The sequence below is a fragment of the Microbacterium sp. UNCCL10 genome, assembly GCF_000746195.1.
GTDB lineage: Bacteria > Actinomycetota > Actinomycetes > Actinomycetales > Microbacteriaceae > Microbacterium > Microbacterium saccharophilum.
The window spans coordinates 231,064-253,978 of sequence record NZ_JQKT01000009.1; the positions used below are offsets into that span (position 1 = coordinate 231,064).

14 protein-coding genes are annotated in these 22,915 nt (G+C 72.4%); 3 read left to right on the top strand and 11 right to left on the bottom strand.

All coding sequences use genetic code 11. The features are described from left to right. Window positions 1–50: 50 nt before the first annotated feature. The 3 genes from BR85_RS11525 to BR85_RS11535 all read left to right on the top strand — a co-directional run bounded on the left by BR85_RS11525 (window position 51) and on the right by BR85_RS11535 (window position 3,348). Window positions 51–1,061, top strand: a complete 1,011-nt coding sequence (locus BR85_RS11525) for a malate dehydrogenase (protein ID WP_028496672.1) — start codon at window positions 51–53, stop codon at window positions 1,059–1,061. 3 nt (window positions 1,062–1,064) lie between these two features. Next, window positions 1,065–2,813, top strand: coding sequence for a cation:proton antiporter (locus BR85_RS11530; RefSeq protein WP_028496673.1), 1,749 nt, complete (start codon window positions 1,065–1,067; stop codon window positions 2,811–2,813). Window positions 2,814–2,931: 118 nt separating this feature from the next. Continuing rightward, window positions 2,932–3,348 (top strand): recombinase family protein, encoded by a 417-nt coding sequence (locus BR85_RS11535; RefSeq protein ID WP_036272899.1) that lies wholly within the window; start codon window positions 2,932–2,934, stop codon window positions 3,346–3,348. A gap of 6 nt (window positions 3,349–3,354) precedes the next feature. Here the strand turns inward: BR85_RS11535 and BR85_RS11540 are convergent, their stop codons facing one another. The 11 genes from BR85_RS11540 to BR85_RS11590 all read right to left on the bottom strand — a co-directional run bounded on the left by BR85_RS11540 (window position 3,355) and on the right by BR85_RS11590 (window position 22,914). After that, complete coding sequence (locus BR85_RS11540; protein ID WP_036272901.1) at window positions 3,355–4,107, bottom strand: FHA domain-containing protein; 753 nt, start codon at window positions 4,105–4,107, stop codon at window positions 3,355–3,357. Continuing rightward, window positions 4,104–5,687 carry a serine/threonine-protein kinase gene (locus BR85_RS11545; RefSeq protein WP_028496676.1) on the bottom strand — a complete coding sequence of 528 codons (1,584 nt, stop codon included), beginning with the start codon at window positions 5,685–5,687 and terminating at the stop codon, window positions 4,104–4,106. The genes BR85_RS11540 and BR85_RS11545 overlap by 4 nt, the downstream gene beginning before the upstream one ends. Beyond that, on the bottom strand, window positions 5,684–7,033 hold the full coding sequence (locus tag BR85_RS11550; RefSeq protein ID WP_028496677.1) for an FHA domain-containing protein: 1,350 nt from the start codon (window positions 7,031–7,033) through the stop codon (window positions 5,684–5,686). Before BR85_RS11550 ends, BR85_RS11545 begins: the two co-directional genes overlap by 4 nt. Beyond that, window positions 7,033–7,860: a PP2C family protein-serine/threonine phosphatase gene (locus tag BR85_RS11555; protein WP_028496678.1), complete on the bottom strand. Its 828-nt coding sequence runs from the start codon at window positions 7,858–7,860 to the stop codon at window positions 7,033–7,035. Before BR85_RS11555 ends, BR85_RS11550 begins: the two co-directional genes overlap by 1 nt. Then, window positions 7,857–8,969, bottom strand: coding sequence for an RDD family protein (locus BR85_RS11560; protein ID WP_051526320.1), 1,113 nt, complete (start codon window positions 8,967–8,969; stop codon window positions 7,857–7,859). Before BR85_RS11560 ends, BR85_RS11555 begins: the two co-directional genes overlap by 4 nt. After that, window positions 8,966–11,272, bottom strand: a complete 2,307-nt coding sequence (locus BR85_RS11565) for a transglutaminase-like domain-containing protein (protein ID WP_051526321.1) — start codon at window positions 11,270–11,272, stop codon at window positions 8,966–8,968. The genes BR85_RS11560 and BR85_RS11565 overlap by 4 nt, the downstream gene beginning before the upstream one ends. Further along, a complete protein-coding gene (locus tag BR85_RS11570; protein ID WP_028496681.1) occupies window positions 11,269–12,636 on the bottom strand; it encodes a DUF58 domain-containing protein in 1,368 nt (455 codons plus the stop codon). Before BR85_RS11570 ends, BR85_RS11565 begins: the two co-directional genes overlap by 4 nt. Beyond that, window positions 12,636–13,607, bottom strand: a complete 972-nt coding sequence (locus BR85_RS11575; protein ID WP_028496682.1) for an AAA family ATPase — start codon at window positions 13,605–13,607, stop codon at window positions 12,636–12,638. The genes BR85_RS11570 and BR85_RS11575 overlap by 1 nt, the downstream gene beginning before the upstream one ends. Window positions 13,608–13,662: 55 nt before the next feature. Then, entirely contained in the window at window positions 13,663–19,710 is a 6,048-nt protein-coding gene (locus tag BR85_RS11580; RefSeq protein WP_028496683.1) for an Ig-like domain-containing protein, read from the bottom strand. A gap of 182 nt (window positions 19,711–19,892) precedes the next feature. Continuing rightward, entirely contained in the window at window positions 19,893–22,250 is a 2,358-nt protein-coding gene (locus tag BR85_RS11585; RefSeq protein ID WP_028496684.1) for an ATP-binding cassette domain-containing protein, read from the bottom strand. A 94-nt stretch (window positions 22,251–22,344) separates the two neighbouring features. After that, window positions 22,345–22,914: a DNA-3-methyladenine glycosylase I gene (locus tag BR85_RS11590; RefSeq protein WP_028496685.1), complete on the bottom strand. Its 570-nt coding sequence runs from the start codon at window positions 22,912–22,914 to the stop codon at window positions 22,345–22,347. Window position 22,915: the final 1 nt, after the last annotated feature.

The following is a 22,915-nucleotide window of genomic DNA, read 5'->3' on the forward strand; positions in this document are numbered from 1 at the left end:
GTTGACACGGGCGGATGCCTCGTGCTCGGCCACCGCAATAGGCTCGACCCATGAACGCCACCCCCACGACCGTCACCGTCACCGGCGCCGGCGGACAGATCGGCTACGCCCTGCTGTTCCGGATCGCCGGTGGCGCCATGCTGGGCCCCGACCGTCCCGTGCGGCTCCGGCTCCTGGAGATCCCGCAGGGGATCGCAGCGGCCGAGGGCGCGGCACTCGAACTGCAGGACTGCGCGTTCCCGCTTCTGCGCGGCGTGGAGATCACCGACGACCCGCGGACCGCGTTCGATGGCGCGAACGTGGCCCTCCTCGTCGGCGCGCGTCCCCGCACCGCCGGGATGGAGCGAGGCGACCTCCTCGCCGCGAACGCCGGCATCTTCGGCCCGCAGGGCGCCGCGCTGAACGAGGTCGCGGCCGACGACGTGCACGTGCTCGTGGTGGGGAACCCCGCGAACACCAACGCGCTCATCGCCGCGGCATCCGCCCCCGACATCCCGCAGGACCGCTTCCACGCCCTCACCCGCCTCGACCACGACCGCGCGCTCGGTCAGCTGGCGGTCGCGCTGGACGTGCCGGCCGACGCCATCCGCGACGTCGCGATCTGGGGGAACCACTCCGCGACGCAGTTCCCGGACGTCGCGCACGCGACCGTCGACGGGCGCCCCGTCCTCGACGCCCTCGCGGACCGGCTCGGCGGTCGTGACCGCGCCGCGGCGTGGCTGGATGACGAGTTCATCCCCCGCGTCGCGAAGCGCGGCGCGGAGATCATCGCGGTGCGCGGCTCGTCGTCGGCGGCGTCCGCCGCGAACGCCGCCATCTCCCACGTGCGCGACGCCGTGCTCGGCACGACGGCCGGCTGGACGTCGGCCGCCGTCGTCTCCCGCGGCGAGTACGGCGTGCCCGAGGGACTGGTCTCCTCCTTCCCCGTCACGAGCGACGGCTCCGGCTACCGGATCGTCGAGGGCCTCGAGCTCGACGCACGCGGCCGGGCGCGACTGGACGCGTCCGTGGCGGAGCTCGCCGCCGAGCGCGACGCCGTGCGCGAGATGGGCGTGCTCTAGCCGATGGACCTGCTGCCGGCGCTCGTCGTCGGGATCGTGGTCATCGCGATCTCCACGGTGCTGGCGCGCCGGCTCGGCGTCGCGGGGCCGCTCATCCTCGTCGCCGTCGGCCTCATCGCATCCCTGTTCCTCCCGCCGTTCGCGGTGGACCCGGAGCTCATCCTCGTCGGCATCCTCCCCCCGCTGCTGTACGCGGCGGCCGTGCGGATGCCGGCGATCGAGTTCCGCCGCGACGCGCTCCCGATCACGGGGCTCGCTGTCATCCTCGTCGTCGTCAGCGCCCTGCTGCTCGGGACGCTGTTCTTCTTCACGCTCCCCGAGCTCGGTTTTCCCCTGGCCGTCGCGCTGGGCGCGATCCTCAGCCCGACGGATGCCGTCGCGACCTCGATCGTGAAGAAGCTCGGCATCTCACCGCGGGTCGTGACGATGCTCGAGGGCGAGAGCCTGCTCAACGACGCCACCGCGCTCGTCCTGCTGCGCAGCGCCGTCGCGGCGGTCGCGGCGGGGTTCTCGTTCTGGGGGACGGTCGGCTCGTTCGCGTGGGGCGTCGCCGTCGCCGTTGTCATCGGCGTCGTCATGGGGATGCTGAACCTCCGCGTCCGGCGCTGGATCCCGAGCGTCGCCGCGAACACCGCCCTCGGCTTCGTCGTCCCGTTCCTCGCCTTCCTCCCCACCGAGCACCTCGGCGGTTCGGGCCTCGTCGCGGCCGTGGCGGCGGGCATCACGACGGGCCAGGGCACGACCCGCTTCTCCACCCCCGAGCAGCGCGTGTCCGACGGGATCAACTGGCGCACCGTCGAGCTGCTGCTGGAAGGCGCCGTCTTCCTCATCATGGGCCTCGAGCTGCGCGACATCGTGACGGCGACCGTGCAGAAGCACGACGGGCCGTGGATCGCCGTGGGGCTCGCGCTGGCCGCGCTGGGCATCGTGCTCGTCGTCCGCACCGGCTACGTCACGCTGATCGTCGCACTGCAGGGGCATCGGGCGCGGCAGCGGCAGCGGGAACGCCTCCTCGACCTGGACGAGCGCCTGGAGGCGTTCGATGCCGACCGGCCGGCGCCCTCCGGGTCGGGACGGCATCCGCTCCTGCGCCGCCGGCTGCAGCGGGAGAGCCCCGAGGCGCGGCGACGGCGCGTCGGCGAGGTCCGGGCGCGCATCACGCGCGGGCTCAACGACCTGGACTACTACCAGGCCTCCCCGCTCGGCTGGAAGCACGGCACCATCATCGTGTGGGCGGGCATGCGCGGCGTCGTGACCCTCGCCGCCGCGCAGACGCTCCCGACCGAGACGCCGGCGCGCGAGCTGCTCATCCTCATCGCCTTCCTCGTCGCCCTCGTCAGCCTCTTGCTGCAGGGGCTGAGCCTGCCGTTCGTCATCCGCCTCCTGCGCATCCCCGCGGCCGGCGACGAGACCCTCTCCGTCGAAGAGCAGGAGGAGCTCGACCGGGAGCTGCGCGCCGCCGCGCTGGAGAGGCTGGACCGGCCGGGACTCCTCGACGCGCAGGGCGCCCCGGTGCCGGCGGCGCTCGTCGCGGCGGCGCGTGAGCGCCTCGCCGGGCAGCCCCGGGACGATCTGCCGGGACCCGAAGGTCTCCTGGAGCTGCGCGTGCTGCTGATCGAGGCGATGCGCGAGCGTCTCATCACGCTCTCCCATGAGGGGGCGTTCTCCTCCGCGGCGCTCCGGCACGAGCTCGCCGTCCTCGACGCGGATCAGCTGAGCATCGAGCTGCGGCGCGGGCCGGAGTCGGAGTGACCGGCGCGGCGTCGGCGCGTCACAATGGGAGGGGCACAGTGGTGCCGACGAGGCAGGCCGAGGGGCCGAGGACAGGGGCGACGTCGTGAGCGATGACCGGGTGGATGCCGTCGGCGGGATGCCGGGCGAAGACGCCGAGACGCACACGGTGACCCTCCCCGCGGATGCGGACGCGCTGGCGGCGACCTTCCCCGCGCTGCAGCCGAGCGCCGAGTGGTGGGCGGCGCGCCCCGCCGGCTCCCGGCTCGTCGGGCTCGTCGTCGTGCGGGACGACATGCCGAGCGTCGCCGCGCAGCGCGAGGCCCTCGCGCAGTTCGGCGTGCCGATCGACGGATTCCGCCATCCCGCGCCGGAGACGGGGGAGGGCTGGATCGAGCGGCTGACCCGACTGTTCGGCCGCTTGGGGAGCGGTGACGTCGTCGTGGTCGCCGACAAGCACGCCCTGGGCCGCGGGGTGGACGAGGAGATCCGCACCGTGGCGGAACTGCGCCGCCGCGGCGTCATCGTGAAGGTGCTCGGGCACGACCGGGCGTGAGCCCGGTCAGCGGCTCCGTTCGCCGACCAGCTCCGGGTCATCGAGCATCGCGAGGTCCTCGCGGACCACGAGACGTGAGGCGATGGCGTGCTCGACGAGGCGCACACGCCGGTTGGTCGCGGAGGCGGACACACCCCCGCGGAGACCGGGAACGCCCTGCCGGTCGAGCTTGTCGCACACGTTGTCGAGCTTGCGGTTGAAGCGCGTGAGCGTCCAGCCGAGCCGCTCGGCGGCCTTCGCCGAGCTGGGCAGCTCGCTCATGCCGGTGCCCTCGCGGCGGAGCACGGGCTCGGCGAGCGCGAGGATGAGGAGCTTCTGGCTCACCGTCAGCGGCACCGCGCCGATCGTGGAGAGCCCGTCGTCGTCGAGGCTCGGGACGTTCTCGCGGAACGCCGGCTGCTCGGTGTGCACCGACAGCTCGTAGGTCGTCGGTCCGGCGCTGAAGACGACGGTCGTGGCGGCGAAGACGATCGGCAGGCGTGCGCCCGGTGCGAGCTGGGCCTGCACGCGGCCCTCGGTGTCGGTCACGGTCGCCGACAGGCGGGACCCGATGTTGACGAGCCACCACAGGCCCCCGGCATCCTCGATGGAGAGGAAGTGCCGGTGCAGGAACCGGTTGTCGTCGAGGGTGAGGTCGCCCTCCCGGCCGATCGTGAAGCGCTCCCCCGGTGCGAGGGTGAAGTACTCCCCCGCGAACTCGACCGTCACACCGACCGGGGTGTCGGAGGGCGGGGGGACGGTGTCCATGATGTCGGTCACGGTGCGCACTTCCTTGTCTCGTCGCCGGTCGTGCCGTTCGCCCGCACGAGCTGGACGGCGATGCACGTCCGCCCGGACGGGTCGGCGGGGAGGGTCACCGTCGTCTCGGAGGTGCTCTGCGTCGTGCCGTTGCCCTCCAGGGTGAACGGATACCAGGCGAACGTGTCGCCCTGTTCGGGGTCGGGGTTGGTCCAGGTGAACCGCACCTGACCGTCGGCCGCGTCGCCGACGACGTCCGCCGGGGGCGGCACGTAGCCCGCGATGGGGTCCTGCGGCGCGACCGAACCGGTCGGGGTGGGGGTCGATACGGGGGCCGGGGTGAACGCGCTGGCGAGCGCGACGCCGCCGACGATGAGCGCGGCCGTGACCCCCACGCCGAGACCGACCCACACGCCCTTCCGGGAGCGGGCGGGGACGGGCATCGCCGGCGCCGCCACCTCGGGGACGGTGGTGTCTCCGGCGGGCGGCGCCGGCGGGCGGCGGACCGTCGCCGAGACGTCCTCGATGGTGGCGATGGGTGTCGGGGCGCGGAGGATCGTCGACTCGACGGGCGCCTCGGCCGGCGCCGCGCCGGGCAAGGGCGCGAAGGCGGCCGTGTCCCGCTGGCGGGTCTGTCCGGCAGCGGGCGAGGTCTGCGGCTCGATGCTGACGATCCCGCGGACGCGGGTCAGCTCCCCGTCGTCCTCGTCGCCGTCCTCGTCGACGGGTGAGTCGTCGAGGATGTCGATGGGCGTGACGGAATGCGCGAGTTCGATCTGCACGCGCTGCAGGGCGCGCGCGAACGCGACCGCGGTGTCGTACCGGTCGCCGGGGCGCTTGGCCATCGACCGCTCGAGGGCGGCCTGGAGCGACTCCGGGACGTCCGCACGGTCGAGGCGGGCGAGCGGCTGCGATTCGATGCGGCGGATGAGGTCGGCGCCGCCGTTGCGCCCGCCGGGGACCTCGAACGGCGAGTGCCCGGCGAGCAGGGTGTAGACGGTCGCCCCCAGCGCGTAGACGTCGGATCGCACGCCCGATTCGGGGGTGTCGGCGAAGGTCTCCGGCGGCGACCAGGGGATGGACATGCCGGCGGAGGAGTCGGCGGCCTCCGCGGTGGTCGCGATGCCGAAGTCGGTGAGGGCCGGACGGTTGTACTCCGTGACGAGGATGTTGGCGGGCTTGATGTCGCGGTGCAGGATGCCGGCACGGTGCGCCGTCTCGACGGCGGCGGCGACCTGCACCCCGACACGCAGCGCCTCCGCGACGGAGAACGCGGCGGCGCGGGAGCGGACCTGCAGGTTCGGGCGCGGGCAGTACTCCATCACGAGGTACGGGCGGCCGTCCTCGGAGACGCCCGCCTGGTAGATCGTGACGATCGCGGGATGCGTCGACAGCAGCGCCATGACGTTGGCCTCCGCCGCGAACTGCTCGGCCGAGGACCCCGCCATCCGGTCGGGGAGCAGGACCTTCACGGCGACGCGGCGCCGGGGCAGCTGCTGCTCGTACAGGTAGACGTCGGCGAATCCGCCGGAGCCGAGCAGCTCGACGTACGTGAACCCGGGGAGGGACGGAGGCGGCGCGGGGACGCGCTTCGTACTCACGGCAGATCCTCGAAGACGACCGTGATGCCGTCGCCGATGTCGAGCACATCGCCCGTGACGACCATCGTCGCCTCACCGGGGTGCAGGCGCACGGGGTCGTTGCCGCCGCGCAGCAGCACGGTGCCGTTGGTCGTGTCGAGGTCGGTCACGAGCACGTGCTCGCCCTCGGCACGGATCTCGATGTGACTGCGGGAGATGTCCTGGTCGGGGCTGTCCACGGCGATGAGCGTCGGGAGGTCGGCGCCGGAGGCCCGCGTCGACTTGGGGCGCCGGCCGATGACGACGGGGCGCTCCAGCTCGACGACCCGCCCCGTGGACAGGCGGATGCGACCCCGGGAGGGCCGTCGCGGCGGGACGTTGTCGGTGGACTCGTACTGCTCGCGCTCCGCCTGGCGCATGGCGCGCAGGTCGGCGACGGCGATCGTCTCGCCGTCGTGGTCGCCGAGATCGTCGCCGGGCGCGTCGGGAGTCGCCTGCTGCTCCGCGGGCTCCGCCTGCGCGGCGCGGGGACGGGCGATCGTCTCGCCCCATACGACATCGTCGTCGGGGGCGTCGTCCGGGACGGCGGTCGCGGCCGGCAGCCAGGTCTCGGCGACCGCGGGACCGACGGGGACGCCCGTGATCATCGTCTCGTCGTCGGCCGGGGCGCCGGCGGCGGGCTCCGGTTCAGGGACGGGCTCCGGCTCAGGCTCCGGCTCGGGGGCGGGCTCCGGCTCGGGGGCGGGTTCCGCGGGCGGCGCGGCCTCCGGCGCGGGCGGCGCGGCCTCCGGCGCAGGCGCAGCCTGCGGCTCCGGCGCTACCTCGGGCGCGGGCTCCACGGCAGGCGAGGTGGGAGGCGGGGACTCGGCGGGGATCTCCACGGCGGTCGCCGGTGCCGCGACCGCGGCCGGGACGGTGCCGACGGTGACGACGACGGCCGACACGGGGGCGATGCCGTCCGCGAGCGGGAGGGTGCCCGCTCCGTCGGCCCCGGCATCCAGTGCCAGCGACACCCGGTGCACATCGGGGATCACCCGCTCGACCCAGGTCGAGACGCCGCGACCGGAGATCTCCTCCGCGCCGGTGCCCGACTCGACGACGAGCTCCAGTCCGCCGCGGACGGCGACGCGCACGGCGCCCTCCTCCACGACGACGAGCGCGAACGGCGGGATGGCGGTGAGCGAGGTGCCGAAGGCGCCCGTGAGCGCCTCCAGCAGCCCGGCGATGCCGCCCTGCGCAAGCCGGCGCCAGGCGGCCTCGGCCGTGTGCGGCGTCACCTCGGCGGGAAGCACCGCGAGCGCGGAACCGGACACCACCGCGAGCCACGACTCCGCAGAGCCGGCCGGCCGGTATCGCACATCCACCATCAGCGGTTCCCCTTCGTGCCCGCGCGCGGGCGGGTGTCCTCATCGACGTCGCCGCCGCGACCGCCCGCCGGGGCGGTGTCGTAGATGTCGTCATGGCCGTTGACCGCCAGCGCATCGACGACGACGGCCGTGATGTTGTCGCGTCCGCCATGGACGAGCGCCTCGTGCACGAGGCGGGTCGCGGCCGCCTGCGGGTCGGCTTCGTCGCCGAGGATGCCGGCGATCCGCGCGGCGTCCAGTTCGCCGGACAGTCCGTCCGAGCAGACGAGGATCCGGTCGCCCGGCTCGGCGGGCACCATCCAGTAGTCGGCCTCGCCGTCGCTGCCCGCCCCGATGGCGCGGGTGATCTCGTTGCGGCGCCGGTCGTGGGCCGCGGAGACGCCGTCGAGCGCCCCGGCGTCGATGAGCTCCTGCACGACGGAGTGGTCGACGCTGATCTGCGTCAGCATCCCGCGGGCGTATCGGTAGGTGCGGGAGTCGCCGACGTTGACGGTCAGCCAGTAGCCGACCCCGCCCACATCGCTGATGGCGACGCCGCTGAGCGTCGTGCCGGCGGCACGCTCGCCGCTCGCGATGGCGTCGACCTGCTCGCGGGCATGGCCGAGGGCGACCCGGATCTCGTCGACGCTCAGGCTCTCGTGCCCGGCGAGCACGGCGAACGCGGCGACGACGGCCGCGCTCGCGCGGGCCCCCGCGTCGTGCCCGCCCATGCCGTCGGCGACGAGGAACAGCGGCGACTCGGCGAGCAGGGCGTCCTCGTTGGCGCGGCGGCGCATGCCGGGATGCGTCGCCGTTCCGAAGGCGACGTCGATGGGAGTCGCGGTCATCGGGCCACCTCCACGGTCACGTGCCGGTCGCCCATCTCGAGGACATCGCCGGCGTGGATGGGAGTGCGCTGCCCCGCGACGAGCGTCTGGCGCTGCGCGCCGCGGCGGATCACGACACCGTTCGTGGAGTGCCGGTCGAGCGCCCAGAGCCGGCCGTCGTCGGAGCCGATCTCGAAGTGCGTCTTGGACAGGGACAGGGTCTCGTCCCGGATCGGTGCGACGTGGACCCCGGTCTCGGGGGCGGGATTGCGGCCGAAGACCGTCGTCCCGTAGACGGCCTGGCGGGTGCCGTCATCCCACACCATGGTGGCGAGCGCGCGCTGGCCGGTCGCGATGCGGGTGTCCTCCAGCGGCACGGCGGCCGGCACGATGGTCTCCGGCGCGGGAGCTGCGACCGGCTTGGCGGACTGCTGCGTCACCCCGGGCACGAACGAGATGACGCCGCCCGCGGCGGGGGCGGAGACGGTCGTCGCGACCGGCGAGGTCTCGGCGGGGCGGACCGGGCTCGCGGCCGCGGCCGGGGATGCCGGGACGGCAGCGGGAGCGGTGGGCGCAGCCGGAGGGACGACGGCGCTCGGTGATGGGGCCGCCGCGCTCTGCGCGGAGGGGAAGCCCGCCATCGGCGGAATGGGGACCGGCGGCGCCATCTCCTCGGCGCGCACCGGCGTCGCGGGCGGCGGGGCGTCGAGCGCGTCGATCATGACGGAGCCGACCGCGATGTCATGCCAGCCGCGCCGCCACGGGGAGCGGTCGAAGAGCGGCGAGAACATCCCCACGACGACGGCGGCGCCGACGCCCCAGACGAGGTTGCGGCCGAGCGCGCGACCGAAGCCGAGCGCACCGTCGTCGTCGGCGTGGCGCAGTTCGAGCCCCAGCATCCGCATGCCCAGCGACCCGTCGCCGCCCTGCATCGCGGAGTACACGAGCAGCCAGGCGAGGGGGACGAGGGATGCCAGGACGAGCGCGACCGGCAGCGGGAACGCCCCGCCGGTGCCGAGGGAGATCCCGGCGAAGACCCCCGCGCCGACGCCCGAGATCGCGGCGGCGATGACGCTGTCCAGGAGGTACGCGCCGATGCGGCGGCGGAGGTCCGCCGGCTGCCGGCTCACGCCGATCCCCCTCGGCGGCGGAGCGACCGCAGGCTCAGCCGAGCCTGCATCCGCTGCCACACGGACGTGGAACCCTTCATCTCCCCGACGATATCGTCCACCTCCCGCCAGAACGCCTCGACCTGCTCCGGCGTGGGATCGCCGGGACCGTAGACGTCCGCGTCGGCGCGCTGCGCGAGGGTCGCGACGCGCGGCTGGGCGAAGGACTCGCCCACGACCACGGCGCTCTCGGCGCGCGTCGCACCGTGGGCGACCGGCGCCCGCAGGTCGACCGCGGAGTCCACGAGCTCGTCCCACCCGCCGGAGATCCGGTCGGCGGTGCGCTCCGCGCGGCGGCGGCGCGTGCGCCGGGCGCCCTTGATCGCGCCGAGCACGATGAACGGCGCGGCGAGCAGACCCAGGATGCCGACGGTGATGCCGCCGTACAGGAGCACGGGGCCGAGCCAGTCGAACGGCGAGTCCTCCTCGTCCTCCTGTTCGCGGTCCTCCGCGATGGCGGGAGGCAGGTCGGCGGGCTCCTGCGCGGGCGGCGGGGGCTGCAGCACCTGCGGCTTGGGGTTCGCCTGCGGCTTCGTGGTCTGGTCGTTCGGCTCGTTGTCCTCATCGGGAGTGGGAGTGAACGGGAGCCACCCGTACCCCTCGAACGCGATCTCTACCCAGGCGTGCAGGTTGTCGCCGGTCGCCGTGAAGACACGGCCGGATTCCTCGTCCTCACCCGGGTACCAGCCCATCACGACGCGGGCGGGGATGCCGAGCTGCAGCGCCATGAGCGACATGGCGACGGCGTACTGCTCGTCGTCGCCGATCATCTGATCACCGGAGAACACGGACATGATGCGGGCGGCGCCGTGGCCGGACGGGGAGAGCACCTCCCCCTCCAGCCCGTGGCTGAAGAAGCCGTCCGTGCTGAGCCAGCTCTCCAGCGCCCGCACCTGCTCGATGGGCGTCTCGGCGTCGGCGGTGGCCTTCGAGGCCAGCTCGGCGAGGTTCTCCGGGATGCCGGTCTGCTTCGGCATCTTCAGCGGCGCGAACGGCGTCTCGGACAGCGCCGCGTCGCTCGGCAGCTCGGGGAACACCGTGTCGATCGTGTAGGTGTCGCCGGCGGCGATGCCGCTCGTGACCACGGCGGTGCCGGTGGCGTCGTTGTAGTGCGCGGACCGACGCAGGTCTTCGGCGCGGTCGCCGTCGAACGTGATCTCGCGCACCGCGCCGGCATCGGGCAGCCACACACCGGACAGTCCGTCGACGGCGACCTGCAGCGTCGTCGTGGCACCCTCGACCTGCGGCGACATGTTCGATCGCACGGGGGTGAAGGAGCTGGACGATCCGGCACCGTCGTCGGAGACGTTGTAGACGATGCCGTTGTAGGCATCCATCGTGCCGAGACGGATGCGACCGTCTTCGGGGAGACCCGTCACCGTGAACAGCGTCTCGTCGGCATCGTCGCGGACGAACGCACGGAACGACTGCAGCGGGCTCGGGTACTGCCGGATGTCGAACGGCGGAACGACGAAGTCGCGGAGCACATAGCGCGGGACCGGCGGGCTCGCGAACGCGGCCGTCGCGACGCCGACGCCGGCGGCGAGGGCGAGCACGGCGGAACCGGCGATGAGCCGGCGCGAGCGGGAGTGGCGGACGGCACCCTCGTCGGCGGCGCCGGAGGCTTCGACGCGCACGGCGGCGCCGTCGTTCTCCCAGGCATGACGCAGCGCGAGCCAGACGACGGCGACGACGGCGAACAGGATGCCCTGCACGAGCGGAGCGGCCGGCTCGGTCACGCCGAGCAGGATCTGCGCCGCGAGGAGCGCGACCGCGGGCAGGAGCGCCCACGCCGCGCGGCGCACGCGCAGCGCGAGCGACCCGGCGATCACGGCGGCGAGCAGCGTGAGGAGGAACGGGACGAGGAGGTGGCCGTCGGAGGCCGCGAGGGGCGGCACGGTCGTCAGCATCTGCTTCCAGGCCGTGACCGTGCCGACTGCGAGCTGGCGCCACGTCTCGATCGTGGGGATGACGCCGAGGATCGCGGTGTGCGGGAGGGCGAACAGGCCGCCGAGGAGGAAGTAGGCGCCGACCGTGAGCCCGGCGGCCTCGAGCACGCCCCAGCGCAGACGAGCGGTGCCCCACGCGATCGCGAGGCCGATCACCAGTCCGCCGAGACCGGCGACGAGGTACTGCGAACCCTCGAAGGTCGGGCCGAACCCGATGACGGCGACGAGCAGCAGCAGAGCGACGGCGGCGAGGTCGAGGACGACGAGGCGCAACGGGCGCAGCGGCGCGGCGCTCGACGCCGTGGCGGCCGTCACGACAGGACCTTCCGGACGGCGCCGCCGAGCTGGTCGAGCGCGCCGAGGGTGAGCACGTCGGCGTCTCCGATGCGCCGCAGCGCGGGAGCATCCACGCGGGTGTCGGCGACGACCGCGAGCACCCGTACACCGAACGGGATGCGGGAGCACGCAAGGCGCAGGTCGTTGCTGTCGGTCTTCGACCCGGTCACCAGCACGACGACGGCGGCCTGCGGTGCGTGCGCGGCGATCGCGCCCGCGAGCGCGACGATGCCGCCCTCGCGGGGACGGGAGTGCTCCAGGGCCGACAGCTCGTCGAGGAAGCGCCGCCCGCTCTGAGAGCGCAGAGCGCCCTTCTGCACGCGGGCGTCGAGCGTCCGGGAGTCGCGCAGCGCGCGCAGGCCGATCGACCCGGCCACGGAGATCGCGAGCTCGAACTCGTCGGCGACGCGGTACTCGTCGGGGTGGGTCGACAGTCCGACGACGAAGTGCGAGCGCCGCGTCTCCTCGTACTGGCGGACCATGACGGAGCCGACGCGCGCCGTGGACTTCCAGTGCACGTGGCGGAGGTCATCCCCCGGCTGGTACTCGCGGAGCGCGTGGAAGGACACGTCGTCGCGGGCCAGGTGCTGGGAGGGCAGGCCCTCGAGGTCGCGGAGGTGCCCGAGCGACAGACCCTCGAGCGAGGTGGTGCGCGGGTGCACGTACAGGTCGACCGCTTGACGGCGGTCGTGCGTCCGTTCGAAGAGGCCGAGGGGGTCGCCACGGAGCACGCTGACCGGGCCGACGGCCAGCACGCCGCGCGCACTGGTGGGGATGGCGAAGAGCTCTTCGTGCGCGGCGCCCGGCGCGAGGCGCGGAACCTGGAAGATGCCGCGGCCGCTGCCGACGGGGAGCACGACCTGGGAGGGGAGGATGGCACGGCCCGTGCTGTTGGTGAGGGTCAGTGCACCGACCGCCCGCTCCCCCACGACCACGTGCGAGCGCGTGAGATCCAGCTCGACGTCGTAGGTCGTGCGGCCGAAGAGGAATACGAGGCTGATCAGGACGACGGCGGTCAGGACGGCCGCGGCGATCATGACCTCCTCCCACCCCAGCATCGTCGACACGACCCACAGCACGACCGCCGCCGCGAGGATGACCCAGCCGACCGGTCGCACGACGGCCGCGACCGCGCGGGCCCGGCGTCCCGTGAGTGCCGCGAACGCCGCGGCATCCTCACGCAGCTGCTGCGCGCGCGTGACCTGCGGGGAGGCGCCGACGGGCGGCGGCGCCGTCTCCGCCTCCTGCGGGGCGGAGACCGCGCCGTCCGGAGGAGTCGGAGGCGCGCCGGAGTCCCGGCGCGCGCGGCGCGTCGGTGTCTGCTTCTCCGGCGTGAGGGTCATCAGGCGGTCGCCCTCGCGAGCGGCGCCTCCACGTCGTCCAGAGCGCGCTGGACGACCTTCTCGGCTGTGACACCGGAGAACTCCGCCTCCGGGTCGAGCACGAGACGGTGCGACCAGACCGGCAGGGCGAGCGTCTTGATGTCGTCGGGGATGACGTAGTGCCGGCCCTGCGCGGCCGCGTACACCTTCGCCATCCGGATCATCGAGATCGCACCACGGACGGAGACGCCGAGGCGGGTCGCCTCGGCGGCACGGGTCGCCTCGACGAGCTGCGCCGTGTAGCGGGCGACGGCCGGGTCGATGTGCACGGATGCGGCGAGGTCGGCCATGTCGGCGACGGCGCCGGTCGTGATGACGGGCGTGAGCTGCGCGGACGGGTTCCGGTCGACGGCGCCGGCGAGGATGCGCTCGGCGATCGCGAGCGAGGGGTACCCGATCGACGTCTTGATCATGAAGCGGTCGAGCTGCGCCTCGGGAAGCTTGTACGTGCCCGCCTGCTCGATGGGGTTCTGGGTCGCGATGACGAGGAACGGGCGGCCCACGTCGTGCGCGACGCCGTCGACCGTCACGCGCGACTCCTCCATGACCTCCAGCAGGGCCGACTGGGTCTTCGGGGAGGCGCGGTTGATCTCGTCCGCGAGCATGATCGACGCGAACACGGGTCCGCGGTGGAACTCGAACTTGTGGTTCTGCTGGTCGTAGATCGTGACGCCGGTCACGTCCGAGGGCAGCAGGTCGGGCGTGAACTGGATGCGGTTCGACGTGCCCTGCACGCTCGCGGCGAGCGCCTTCGCGAGACTCGTCTTGCCGGTGCCGGGGGCGTCCTCCAGGAGCACGTGCCCTTCGGCGAGCATCGCGGCCAGCACGAGGCCGACGACCTCGCGCTTGCCCATCAGGGCGATGTCGACGTTGTCGACGAGCCGTGTGAAGGTGTCGCGGAACCAGGCCGCCTGTTCGGGGGTCATGCTCATTCGTTCGTGTCCTTGTTCGGGGGGATGGGGGCACGGGCGCCTTCGGCTGAAGGCGTCACCAGGTGGTCGTCTCGTACTTCTTGCCGTTCAGCACGACCCACACCTGCTTGCCGGGGTAGCCCCAGTAGCACTGCACCTGGGTCTTGCCGTTCGCGGGCAGGTAGACCGGCCCCTCCCAGTCGTTGAACTGGCGGCCGTCACCCCAGCACTCGTACGTGTAGTTGCCGGCGGCGAAGTCCCGCGTGTTGATGGCGAAGTAGTAGCCGGCGGGCGCCGAGCTGCCGTGCGAGACCCACGCGCGCGGATCCGGCTGGGGCTCCGCACCCGTGGTCGCCGAGTCGGAGGCCGTCGTCGTCTGCCCGGCCGCCGTGGTGCGCACGTCGATCGTGCGGGTCGTGGAGTAGCCGACGTTGTAGCTCTCGCTGCCGCTCGCGGCGACCGTGCGCCACCCTCGGCCGTCGCCGGTGCGGATCTCGGTCGTGATGTCGCGGCCGTTGCGGGCGGGCGACGACCAGCTCATCGTGATCGTCGTACCGCTCGCGGTCGCGCGCGCCGACGGGCTGCCGATCGGACCGTACGGGGCCACCTGGTTCGACGCGGCGGACGGCCCGCTGGAGTACGTCGCACCGTCGACCGTCGCGACGGCGCGGATGCGGATCGAGTACGTGCCGTTGTTGTTGACCTGGCCGTTGCCGATCGTGCCGCTGCCGTTGCCGCCGGCGACCCAGTCGCCGCGCCAGCCGCCGTTGTTCACGGAGTACTGGTAGCTGACCTCGCTCGCGCTCGCGCCACCGCGATCGCCGCCGGTCCAGGTGACGCTGACCTGGTTGTTCCCGGCGCTGGCCGCGCCGATCGCCGGTGCGCCGAGTGCCGTGAAGCCGCGGCGCGGTGCCGACGGCGGGCTGAACGCGCCCCAGCCGGCCTTGTTCTGCGCACGGACGGTGAACGTGTAGTCGGTCTCCGAGGCGTTGACGACGACCGCCTGGCTCGTCTGACCGGCCGGCACGGCGACCGAGCGCACGACGCTCGAGCCCTGCATGACGTTCAGCTGGTAGCCGGCCACGGCGTCGCCGTTGTTGGCGGGCTCGTTCCACGCGACCTGGATCTGCGCCTGGCTGCCGACGGGCTCCAGACGCGCCGTCGTCGGAGCGCCGGGCGCCTCCGGCGCGCGCGCCGGGACCATCGTCGCCGACCACGGGCTCCAGCCGGACGGCTCGGGCGCGCGGTTGATGGCCTGGACGCGCACCTGGTAGGCGACGCCGTTCTCCAGGCCGTCCCAGACGAGCGCGTTGCCGGTGACGCCGGTCTTCTGCACGACGCCGGAGGGCGGCGCGGGCGAGATCTCGAGCGTGAAGCTCTCCACCGGGGAGCCCTCGGTGCGCGGCGTCGCCCATGCGACCTGGAGGCTCCGGTCGCCGAAGTTCAGCGACGGGGCCGCCGGCGTCTCCGGGCGGACGTCGGGGCGGGCGGTCTCGGACGGGACCGACGGGTCGGAGGTGCCGACGCGGTTGGTCGCCGTGACGACGAAGTTGTATTCGACGTTGTTCGTCAGCCCGTCGAGCGTGCACGTCGTCGACGCGCACTCCTTGGAGTAGTTGCCCGCCGTCGAGGTGACGGTGTAGCCGGTGATGCGCGTGCCGTTGTCGCTCGACGGCGTCCACGACATGACGACGGTGCGGCTCTGCACGCTCGAGACCGTCGGCTTTCCGGGTGCGTCGGGGCGTCCCTGCACCGTGATCCGGATGCGTCCCTCGACGGCGCGGTCGACGTCCTCCGTGGCATCGAGCACCCGGTAGCGCACGACGACCGTGCCGACGAAGTCGGAGCCGCTCGTGACGTCGACGGAGGTGCCGTTGACCCGGGCGTCTGCACTGCCGGTCTCCACGACCGCGCTGGAGAGCTTCAGCGGCTTGTCCGGGAACGGGCTCACATCGTTGTTCAGGACGGGGACCGAGATGGTCGCACCCTGATCGGCTTCCTCGATGACGTCGTCGTTGACGCTCGCCAGCTCGCGCGTCGAGGCGGACACGAGGACGGTGATGGTCGCTTCGACCGGCTCGGTCTCACCGTCGCTCACGCGTACCACGACGGATGCCTTCGTTCCCTTGCGTGTGCTCGCCTCGGCGGACGCGCTCAACGTCGACCCGCTGACCGAGACGGACATGCCGGACGGGGAACCGCCGACGAGGGAGAAGCTGAGCTTGTCACCCGGATCGGGGTCGGTGGCGAGCGAGGCCAGGTCGAGGGATGACGGGTCCTCGCCGGGGGCGACGTTCACGGTCGCGCCGACCATGGTCGGCGGCTGGTTGTCCGGCGGCAGCACCGTGATCGGGATCGTCAGGGTAGCCTTGCGGCCCTTCGGGTCGTCAGGTCCGGTGCCGTCGGTGACTTCGAACGTCAGCGCATCGGCGCCGTGGTAGCGGTCCTTCGACGTGTAGACGAGGGTCGTCTGGTCCTTCACGAGCCCCGCGCCGTTGCTGTTGCCGGCGGAGACCTTGCCGGCCTCCGTGATGACGACATCCTTGCCGCCGGCGGCCCGCACGTACTTCTTCAGCGGAAGCTCGATCTCCTCACCGCTCTTGACCTCGACGGCGGCCGTCGAGATGAGGCTCGGCGGCAGCGAGTCGAGCGAGGGGACGCGGATGAAGGCGGCGGCGGTCTGGTCGTCCTGGTCGCGCACCGTGTACGTGATCAGCTGCGCCTTCTCGCCGAGCGTCACGCGCACCACGCCGTCGGCCATGACACGGGCGGCGGAACCGCCGGCGCCGAGCGTCACGGCGAGCGCGCTCTTCGTCCCGTCCGGGTCGTCGTCGTTCTCGAGCACCGCGACGTCGGCGGTGCCGTCCTCGGCGACGTCCTCGGCGCGGACGCGGTCATCCCGCGCGGTGGGCCGCAGCAGCGGAACGTCCTCGTCGACCGTGATCTGCACCGTCGTCGTCGCGCGGAGGCCGCGCGCATCGGCGATCGTGTACTGGACGCTGGTGTTCATCTCCTCGTCGGGCGAGGTGATCACGAGGTACTCGCCGGACACCTTGGCCCCCAGGCCCGGCACGTCCGGGACCTCGACGGCGTCCTTCGCGAAGCCGAACGCGTCGCCGTCCGGGTCGGAGTCGTTGACGAGCACGGGGAGCGCGACCTCGCGACCGGGGCGCATGATGACGGAATCGCGCAGGGCGTACGGCGCCTGGTTGGTGGTCTCGGCGGGGGCGATGCCGACCTGGATCGTGGCGGTCCCCTCCTTGCCGAGCGCGTCGCGCACGCGGTAGGTGAAGGTGTCGACCCCGGTCGCCTCGTCGAAGGCCTGGTAGGTGAAGGCCGCCGTGTCGGTGGTCACGATGCGGCCCTTGGCGGGCGCATCGGCGAGCCCGACGAGCTCGACGGAGTCGCCGTCCTCGTCGATGCCGTCGAGCGGCACCGGGATGGTGACCTTCGCGCCGCTCAGGGTGCGCGCCGTCAGATCCTGCGGGCGCGGCGCGGCGTTGGCCTCGTCGTTGCGGGGCAGCACCTGGATCGTCACGTAGCCGGCGTCGCGCTGACCGGTGGAGTCCTCCGCCTCGTAGGTGGCGTAGACGGTACCGGGCTCGTCGGAGGCGCGGAAGCGCAGGGAATCCTCGGAGACGAAGATCTCCCCGTCCTCCTCGTCGATGAGCGGCGGGACGAGGTCGGGGGCGACGTGGATCGTGTCGCCGTTGGGGTGGTAGTCGTTCTCCATCACCGGGATGGTGACGGTGTCGCCGACGCGGACCACGACCTGGTCGTCGTTGGCGACGGGGGCGCGCAGCTTCGCGGGCGCCGGCACCGGGATGACGACGATCTCGCCCTCGACGGAGGTCGAGCCGTTCGACATCGTGTACGTGACGCGCACCTGCTGGTCGATCGAGGCCTGGTCCGCGATGCGGACCGTCTCGTGACCGAGCACGGCCGCCGTGATGCCGGACCCCGCCTCGACGGTGACGGACTGCACCACGAGGATGCCGCCGGCCGGGTCGGTGTCATTGGAGAGCACGTTGACGAGCACGTCGCCACCGGTGGGGAGGAGCGCGATGTCCCGGACCGCGATGGGCGGCAGGTCGGTGTCCTCATCGGGGAGCACGTCGACGCGGACGATGCCGGGCACCGAGTTCGGGCCGGCCGAGACGAGGTACTGCACGTAGTAGGTGCCGGCCTTGTCCGAGACGAACGAGAAGGTCTTGTCGGCGAAGTCCGGCGAGATGCGAGCGCCCTCGACGTCGTCGACGCGGGTGAGGCGCAGGGCTTCACGGCCGGAGCTCGTGTCGTTGATGAGCGGCGAGACGCTGACGCTGCGGCCCTCGCGCGTGACGACATGGTCGGCGTTGGTGACGGGGAGCGTCGTGCCGAGCGGCCGGATGTCGTAGCGGGCGATGCCGCCGCCGTCCTTCGTGCCGTCCGAGACGACGATCGGCACGTCCTTGCGGCCCTGCACGCCGCCGATCGCACGGTAGGTGATCTGGCCGTCCGAGGTGAAGTCGGCCTCGTCGCCGCCGTCCGTCGTCACGGTCTTCAGGAAGATGTCGTCGCCGTCCGGGTCGATCCAGTCCGGCAGGACGTTGTACGACGCGACCCCACCGGTCTCAACGGTGACCGCGGTCGTGCGCTTCTGGATGGGGGCGGCGTTGGTCTGCCAACCGTGCACGGAGAGCGTGACCCTCGCGGTGGCCTCCCCGCCCCGGCCGTCCTCAACCCGGTACGTGAAGGTCGTCGACCCGGTGGCGTCCTCGGGGATGCTGATCTGCAGGGCGGCGCCGTTGTGGATGGGCTCGATCGACCCGAATCCCGGCTCGGTCTCCGCCGACGCGACGAGGACGTCGCCGTCGGCGTCCGTGTCGTTGTCCAGCACCGGCAGGACGGTGGTGCGGCCGGGCCGGACGCCGAACTCGTCGTCCTTCGCGATCGGCGCGGTGTTCTGGTCGGTGCGCTCGGGGAGGGTCGTCTGGACCGTCTCCTCGGTCGTCTCCTCCTCCTCTTCGCCCTCGCCCTCGGGCGGGGTGATGTCCATCCAGTTGTCGACGCGCTGCATGCTGTCGCTGGCCATCCACGCCGCGCCGCCGAAGACGTCGTTGAGGACCACGACGTCGCGGTTCACGCGGAACTGCAGCACGCTGGTGGCGTCGACGCCCTTGATCTCCTGCCGGAGGTCGTCCGCCTCGCCCGGGCAGTCGCGGACGAAACGGCCGGACCCGGACCAGGCCGCGTAGGAGCAGCCGGCGACGAACACCGGCTCGGCGGGTGTGCCCTCGGCGCCCTCCGAGGGGAGCGTCGCCGCGTCGCCGCCGCCGACGGGGATGCGGACGAGGTCGGTGGGGGTGCTGAACGCGACGGCATCGGTCGCGACCGATGCCTGCTGCAGCACCGCGTCGGGACCGACCTCGGTGCGCGAGCCGTTGCCGCCGAGCAGGGTGCGGGTGTCGGCATCCAGGACGAAAGCGGTGTCTCCGACGGCCGTGATCGACAGGTCGTGACCCTTCTCGACTCCGTCGAGACCGCGTTCGGAGGTCTGCGCGATCGCATCGTCGTCGCCGCGCGCGTAGCTGTACAGCGCGCCCTTCTCCGGGGAGACGGCGTGGACGACGCCGTCGGTGCCGACGGTGATCGCCGTGCCCTTGCCGAGTTCGGCGAGCGGGTCGACCTTCTCCGGCGCGAACGAGCCCACGCCGGCGAACTTCATGGCCCAGAGCTGCCCCGCCGGATCGAGGATCGCGGCGATGCCGCCGCCCATCGCGACCTGCGAGCCGGGCGGGATGTCGGCGCTGTCGGAGAGGATGACGCGCGCCGGGTCGATCGCGGTGGCCGTCGAGCCGGTGGTGTCGACGACGAGGACCTGGGATCCGGACTGGAGGATGTCGTACTCGGCGGAGCTCGTGCGCAGGCCCCCGTCCAGGACCCGCGACTCGTTGTTGAAATGTCCGACGAGCAGGCTCGACTGCTTCGTCACCCAGACGCCGCCGTCGTGCAGGTCGACCTCGGTGGTCGGCTTGCCTTCGTAGAAGAAGGCGAGCGTGCCGATGGTGACGGCCGCGGCGCTGAGGGCGCCGACGGATGCCAGGGTGCGCGGGCGCGCACGAAGCCACGCGAAGGACATCATGTGGGCCGGCTCCCCTCCGGTCGGGTGTTGTCTTTGCGCTGCGTCGGGAGCTGATCGCTGAATCAGCCGCTCGCGGGGGGTGGACGAGTGGGACTGTGACACTCTACGTCACGGTCGCGAACGGTTTTGCCTCTTGACATGGGCAGAACTCCCCATGAGTGCCCACCTGCGGGCGGGGCGCGTCAGCCGCCGACGTAGGCGCGCAGATGGACGGCGGTCAGCGAGTCGCCGGCCGCGACGAGATCGGCGGGCGTCCCCTGGAACACGATCCGGCCACCGTCGTGCCCGGCGCCGGGCCCGAGGTCGACGATCCAGTCGGCGTGCGCCATGACCGCCTGGTGGTGCTCGATGACGATGACGGAGTTGCCGGCATCCACGAGCCGGTCGAGCATCGCGAGGAGATTGTCGACGTCGGCGAGGTGCAGACCCGTGGTGGGTTCGTCCAGAACGTAGATCGCGCCCTTCTTCGCCATCGCGATCGCGAGCTTGAGGCGCTGCCGCTCGCCGCCGGAGAGGGTGTTGAGCGACTGCCCGAGGGTGATGTAGCCGAGGCCGACGTCGATCATCCTCGCGAGGGTCGTGTGGGCGGGGCCCTTCGTGAAGAACTCGGCGGCCTCCGCAGCCGACAGGGCCAGCACCTCGGCGATGTTGCGACCCTCGAGGGTGTACTCGAGGACGGCGTCGCTGAACCCGGTCCCGCCGCACAGCTCGCAGGTCGTCTCGACGCTCGCCGTGATCCCGAGACTCGTGACGATGACGCCGAGCCCCCGGCAGGCGGGGCAGGCGCCCTCGGAGTTCGCGCTGAACAGGGCGGGCTTGACGCCGTTGGCCTTCGCGAAGGCGGCGCGGATGACATCGAGCAGGCCCGTGTACGTCGCGGGGCTGCTGCGGCGCGACCCCTTGATGGGCGACTGGTCGACCACGACGACGTCGTCGAAGGCGGGCACGTTGCCGTGGATGAGGGACGACTTGCCTGAGCCCGCGACCCCAGTGACGACGGTCAGGATGCCGAGCGGGATGTCGACGTCGACCGACTTCAGGTTGTGCTGCGTCGCGCCGCGGATCGGCAGCGCGCCGGTCGCCGTGCGGGTGGCCGGCTTGAGCGTCGCGCGGTGGTCGAGGTGGCGCCCGGTGAGGGTGCCGGAGGCGCGGAGCCCTGCGACGTCGCCGACGTAGGTGATCTCGCCGCCGTGGCGGCCGGCGCCCGGTCCGAGGTCGACGACGTGGTCGGCGATCTCGATCACCTCGGGCTTGTGCTCGACGACGAGGACCGTGTTGCCCTTGTCGCGCAGCTGCCGGAGCAGGTCGTTCATGCGCTGGATGTCGTGCGGGTGCAGGCCTGCGGTCGGCTCGTCGAAGACATACGCGATGTCGGTGAGGCTCGAGCCGAGGTGCCGGATCATCTTCGTGCGCTGCGCCTCGCCGCCGGACAGCGACCCCGACGCCCGGTCGAGCGACAGGTACCCGAGGCCGATCTCGACGAACGAGTCGATCGTCTGGCGCATGCCCGACATGAGCGGGGCGACCTCGGGGTCATCGATCGTGGCGAGCCAGGCGGCGAGGTCGGAGATCTGCATGGCCGCGGCATCGGCGATGCTGACCCCGCGGATCTTCGAGGATCGTGCACCGTCGTTGAGCCGTGTCCCGCCGCAGTCGGGGCACGCCGTGAACTTCACCGCCCGGTCGACGAAGGCGCGGATGTGCGGCTGGAGCGTGTCGCGGTCCTTCTGCAGCATCGACTTCGTGACCTTGGGGACGAGCCCCTCGTAGGTCATGTTGATGTTCTGGATCTTGACCTTCGTCGGCTCCTTGTAGAGGAAGTCGGCGAGCTCCTGCTCGGAGTAGTCGGCGATGGGCTTGTCGGCATCCAGGAAGCCCGACTCGGTGAACCCGCGCACCATCCAGCCGTCCGCGTTGTACCCCGGGACTTTGATGGCGCCGTCGGCGAGCGACGTGGTGCGGTCGAGCAGCTCGTCGATGTCGATGTCGCTGACCTCGCCGAGCCCTTCGCACCGCGGGCACATGCCGCCGGTGATCTCGAAGCTGCGGCGCTGGGTCTTGCCCTTGTCCGGACCGCGGTCGATCGTCATCGCCCCGCTGCCGGAGGCGGAGGGGATGTTGAAGGAGAACGCCTGCGGCGACCCGACGTGCGGCTGGCCGATGCGGCTGAAGAGGATGCGGAGCATCGCGTGCGCGTCGGTCGCGGTGCCGACCGTGGAGCGGGAGTTGGAGCCCATCCGCTCCTGGTCGACGATGATCGCGGGGCTGATGTTCTCCAGGGCGTCGACCTCGGGACGGCCGATCTGGCCCATGAACTGCTGCACGAACGTCGGATACGTCTCGTTGATCAGGCGCTGCGACTCGGCGGCGATCGTGCTGAAGACGAGGGAGGACTTCCCCGACCCGCTGACCCCGGTGAAGACCGTGAGGCGCCGCTTGGGGATCTCGACGTCGATGTTCTTGAGGTTGTTCTCCCGGGCGCCGACGACGCGGATGACCTCGTGCGAATCGGCGATGTGCGGAGCGTGCTCGGCGGGCATACGGGTCCTCTCGATCGGTGCGACCCTACAGTCTCGCGCGCACCGCGGACAGGGCGTGTCCGCGGTGGAGTGGCGGGGCGGCGACGGGATGCCGTCACGCGGCGCGGTGGCATCCTTCGACGTGGTCGTCGACCATGCCCGCGGACTGCATGAGCGCGTACATCGTCGTCGACCCGACGAAGCGGAACCCGCGCTTGCGGAGCGCCTTGCTCATGGCATCCGACTCGGCGGTCGTCGCAGGGACGTCGGCGAAGGTCGCGGGGCGCGCGTGCGTCGCGGGCGCGAACGACCACATGAACGCGTCGAGCTCTCCGGGCGCCATGTCCACGACGAGCCGGGCGTTGGAGATCGTGGCCTCGATCTTGAGCCGGTTGCGGATGATGCCGGCATCCGTCATGAGCCGTTCGATGTCGTCGGGCCCGAACGCCGCGACGACGGCGGGCTCGAAGCCCGCGAAGACCTCTCGGAACCGCGGGCGCTTGCGGAGGATCGTGATCCAGCTGAGCCCGGCCTGGAACCCCTCGAGGCTCATCTTCTCGAACAGGGCCTGGTCGCCGTGCAGCGGGCGACCCCACTCCTCATCGTGGTAGCGGCGGTATTCGGGGTCGTCGCCGACCCACGCGCAGCGCGGGAGGCCGTCGGGTCCGGTGCGGGTGTCGCTCACG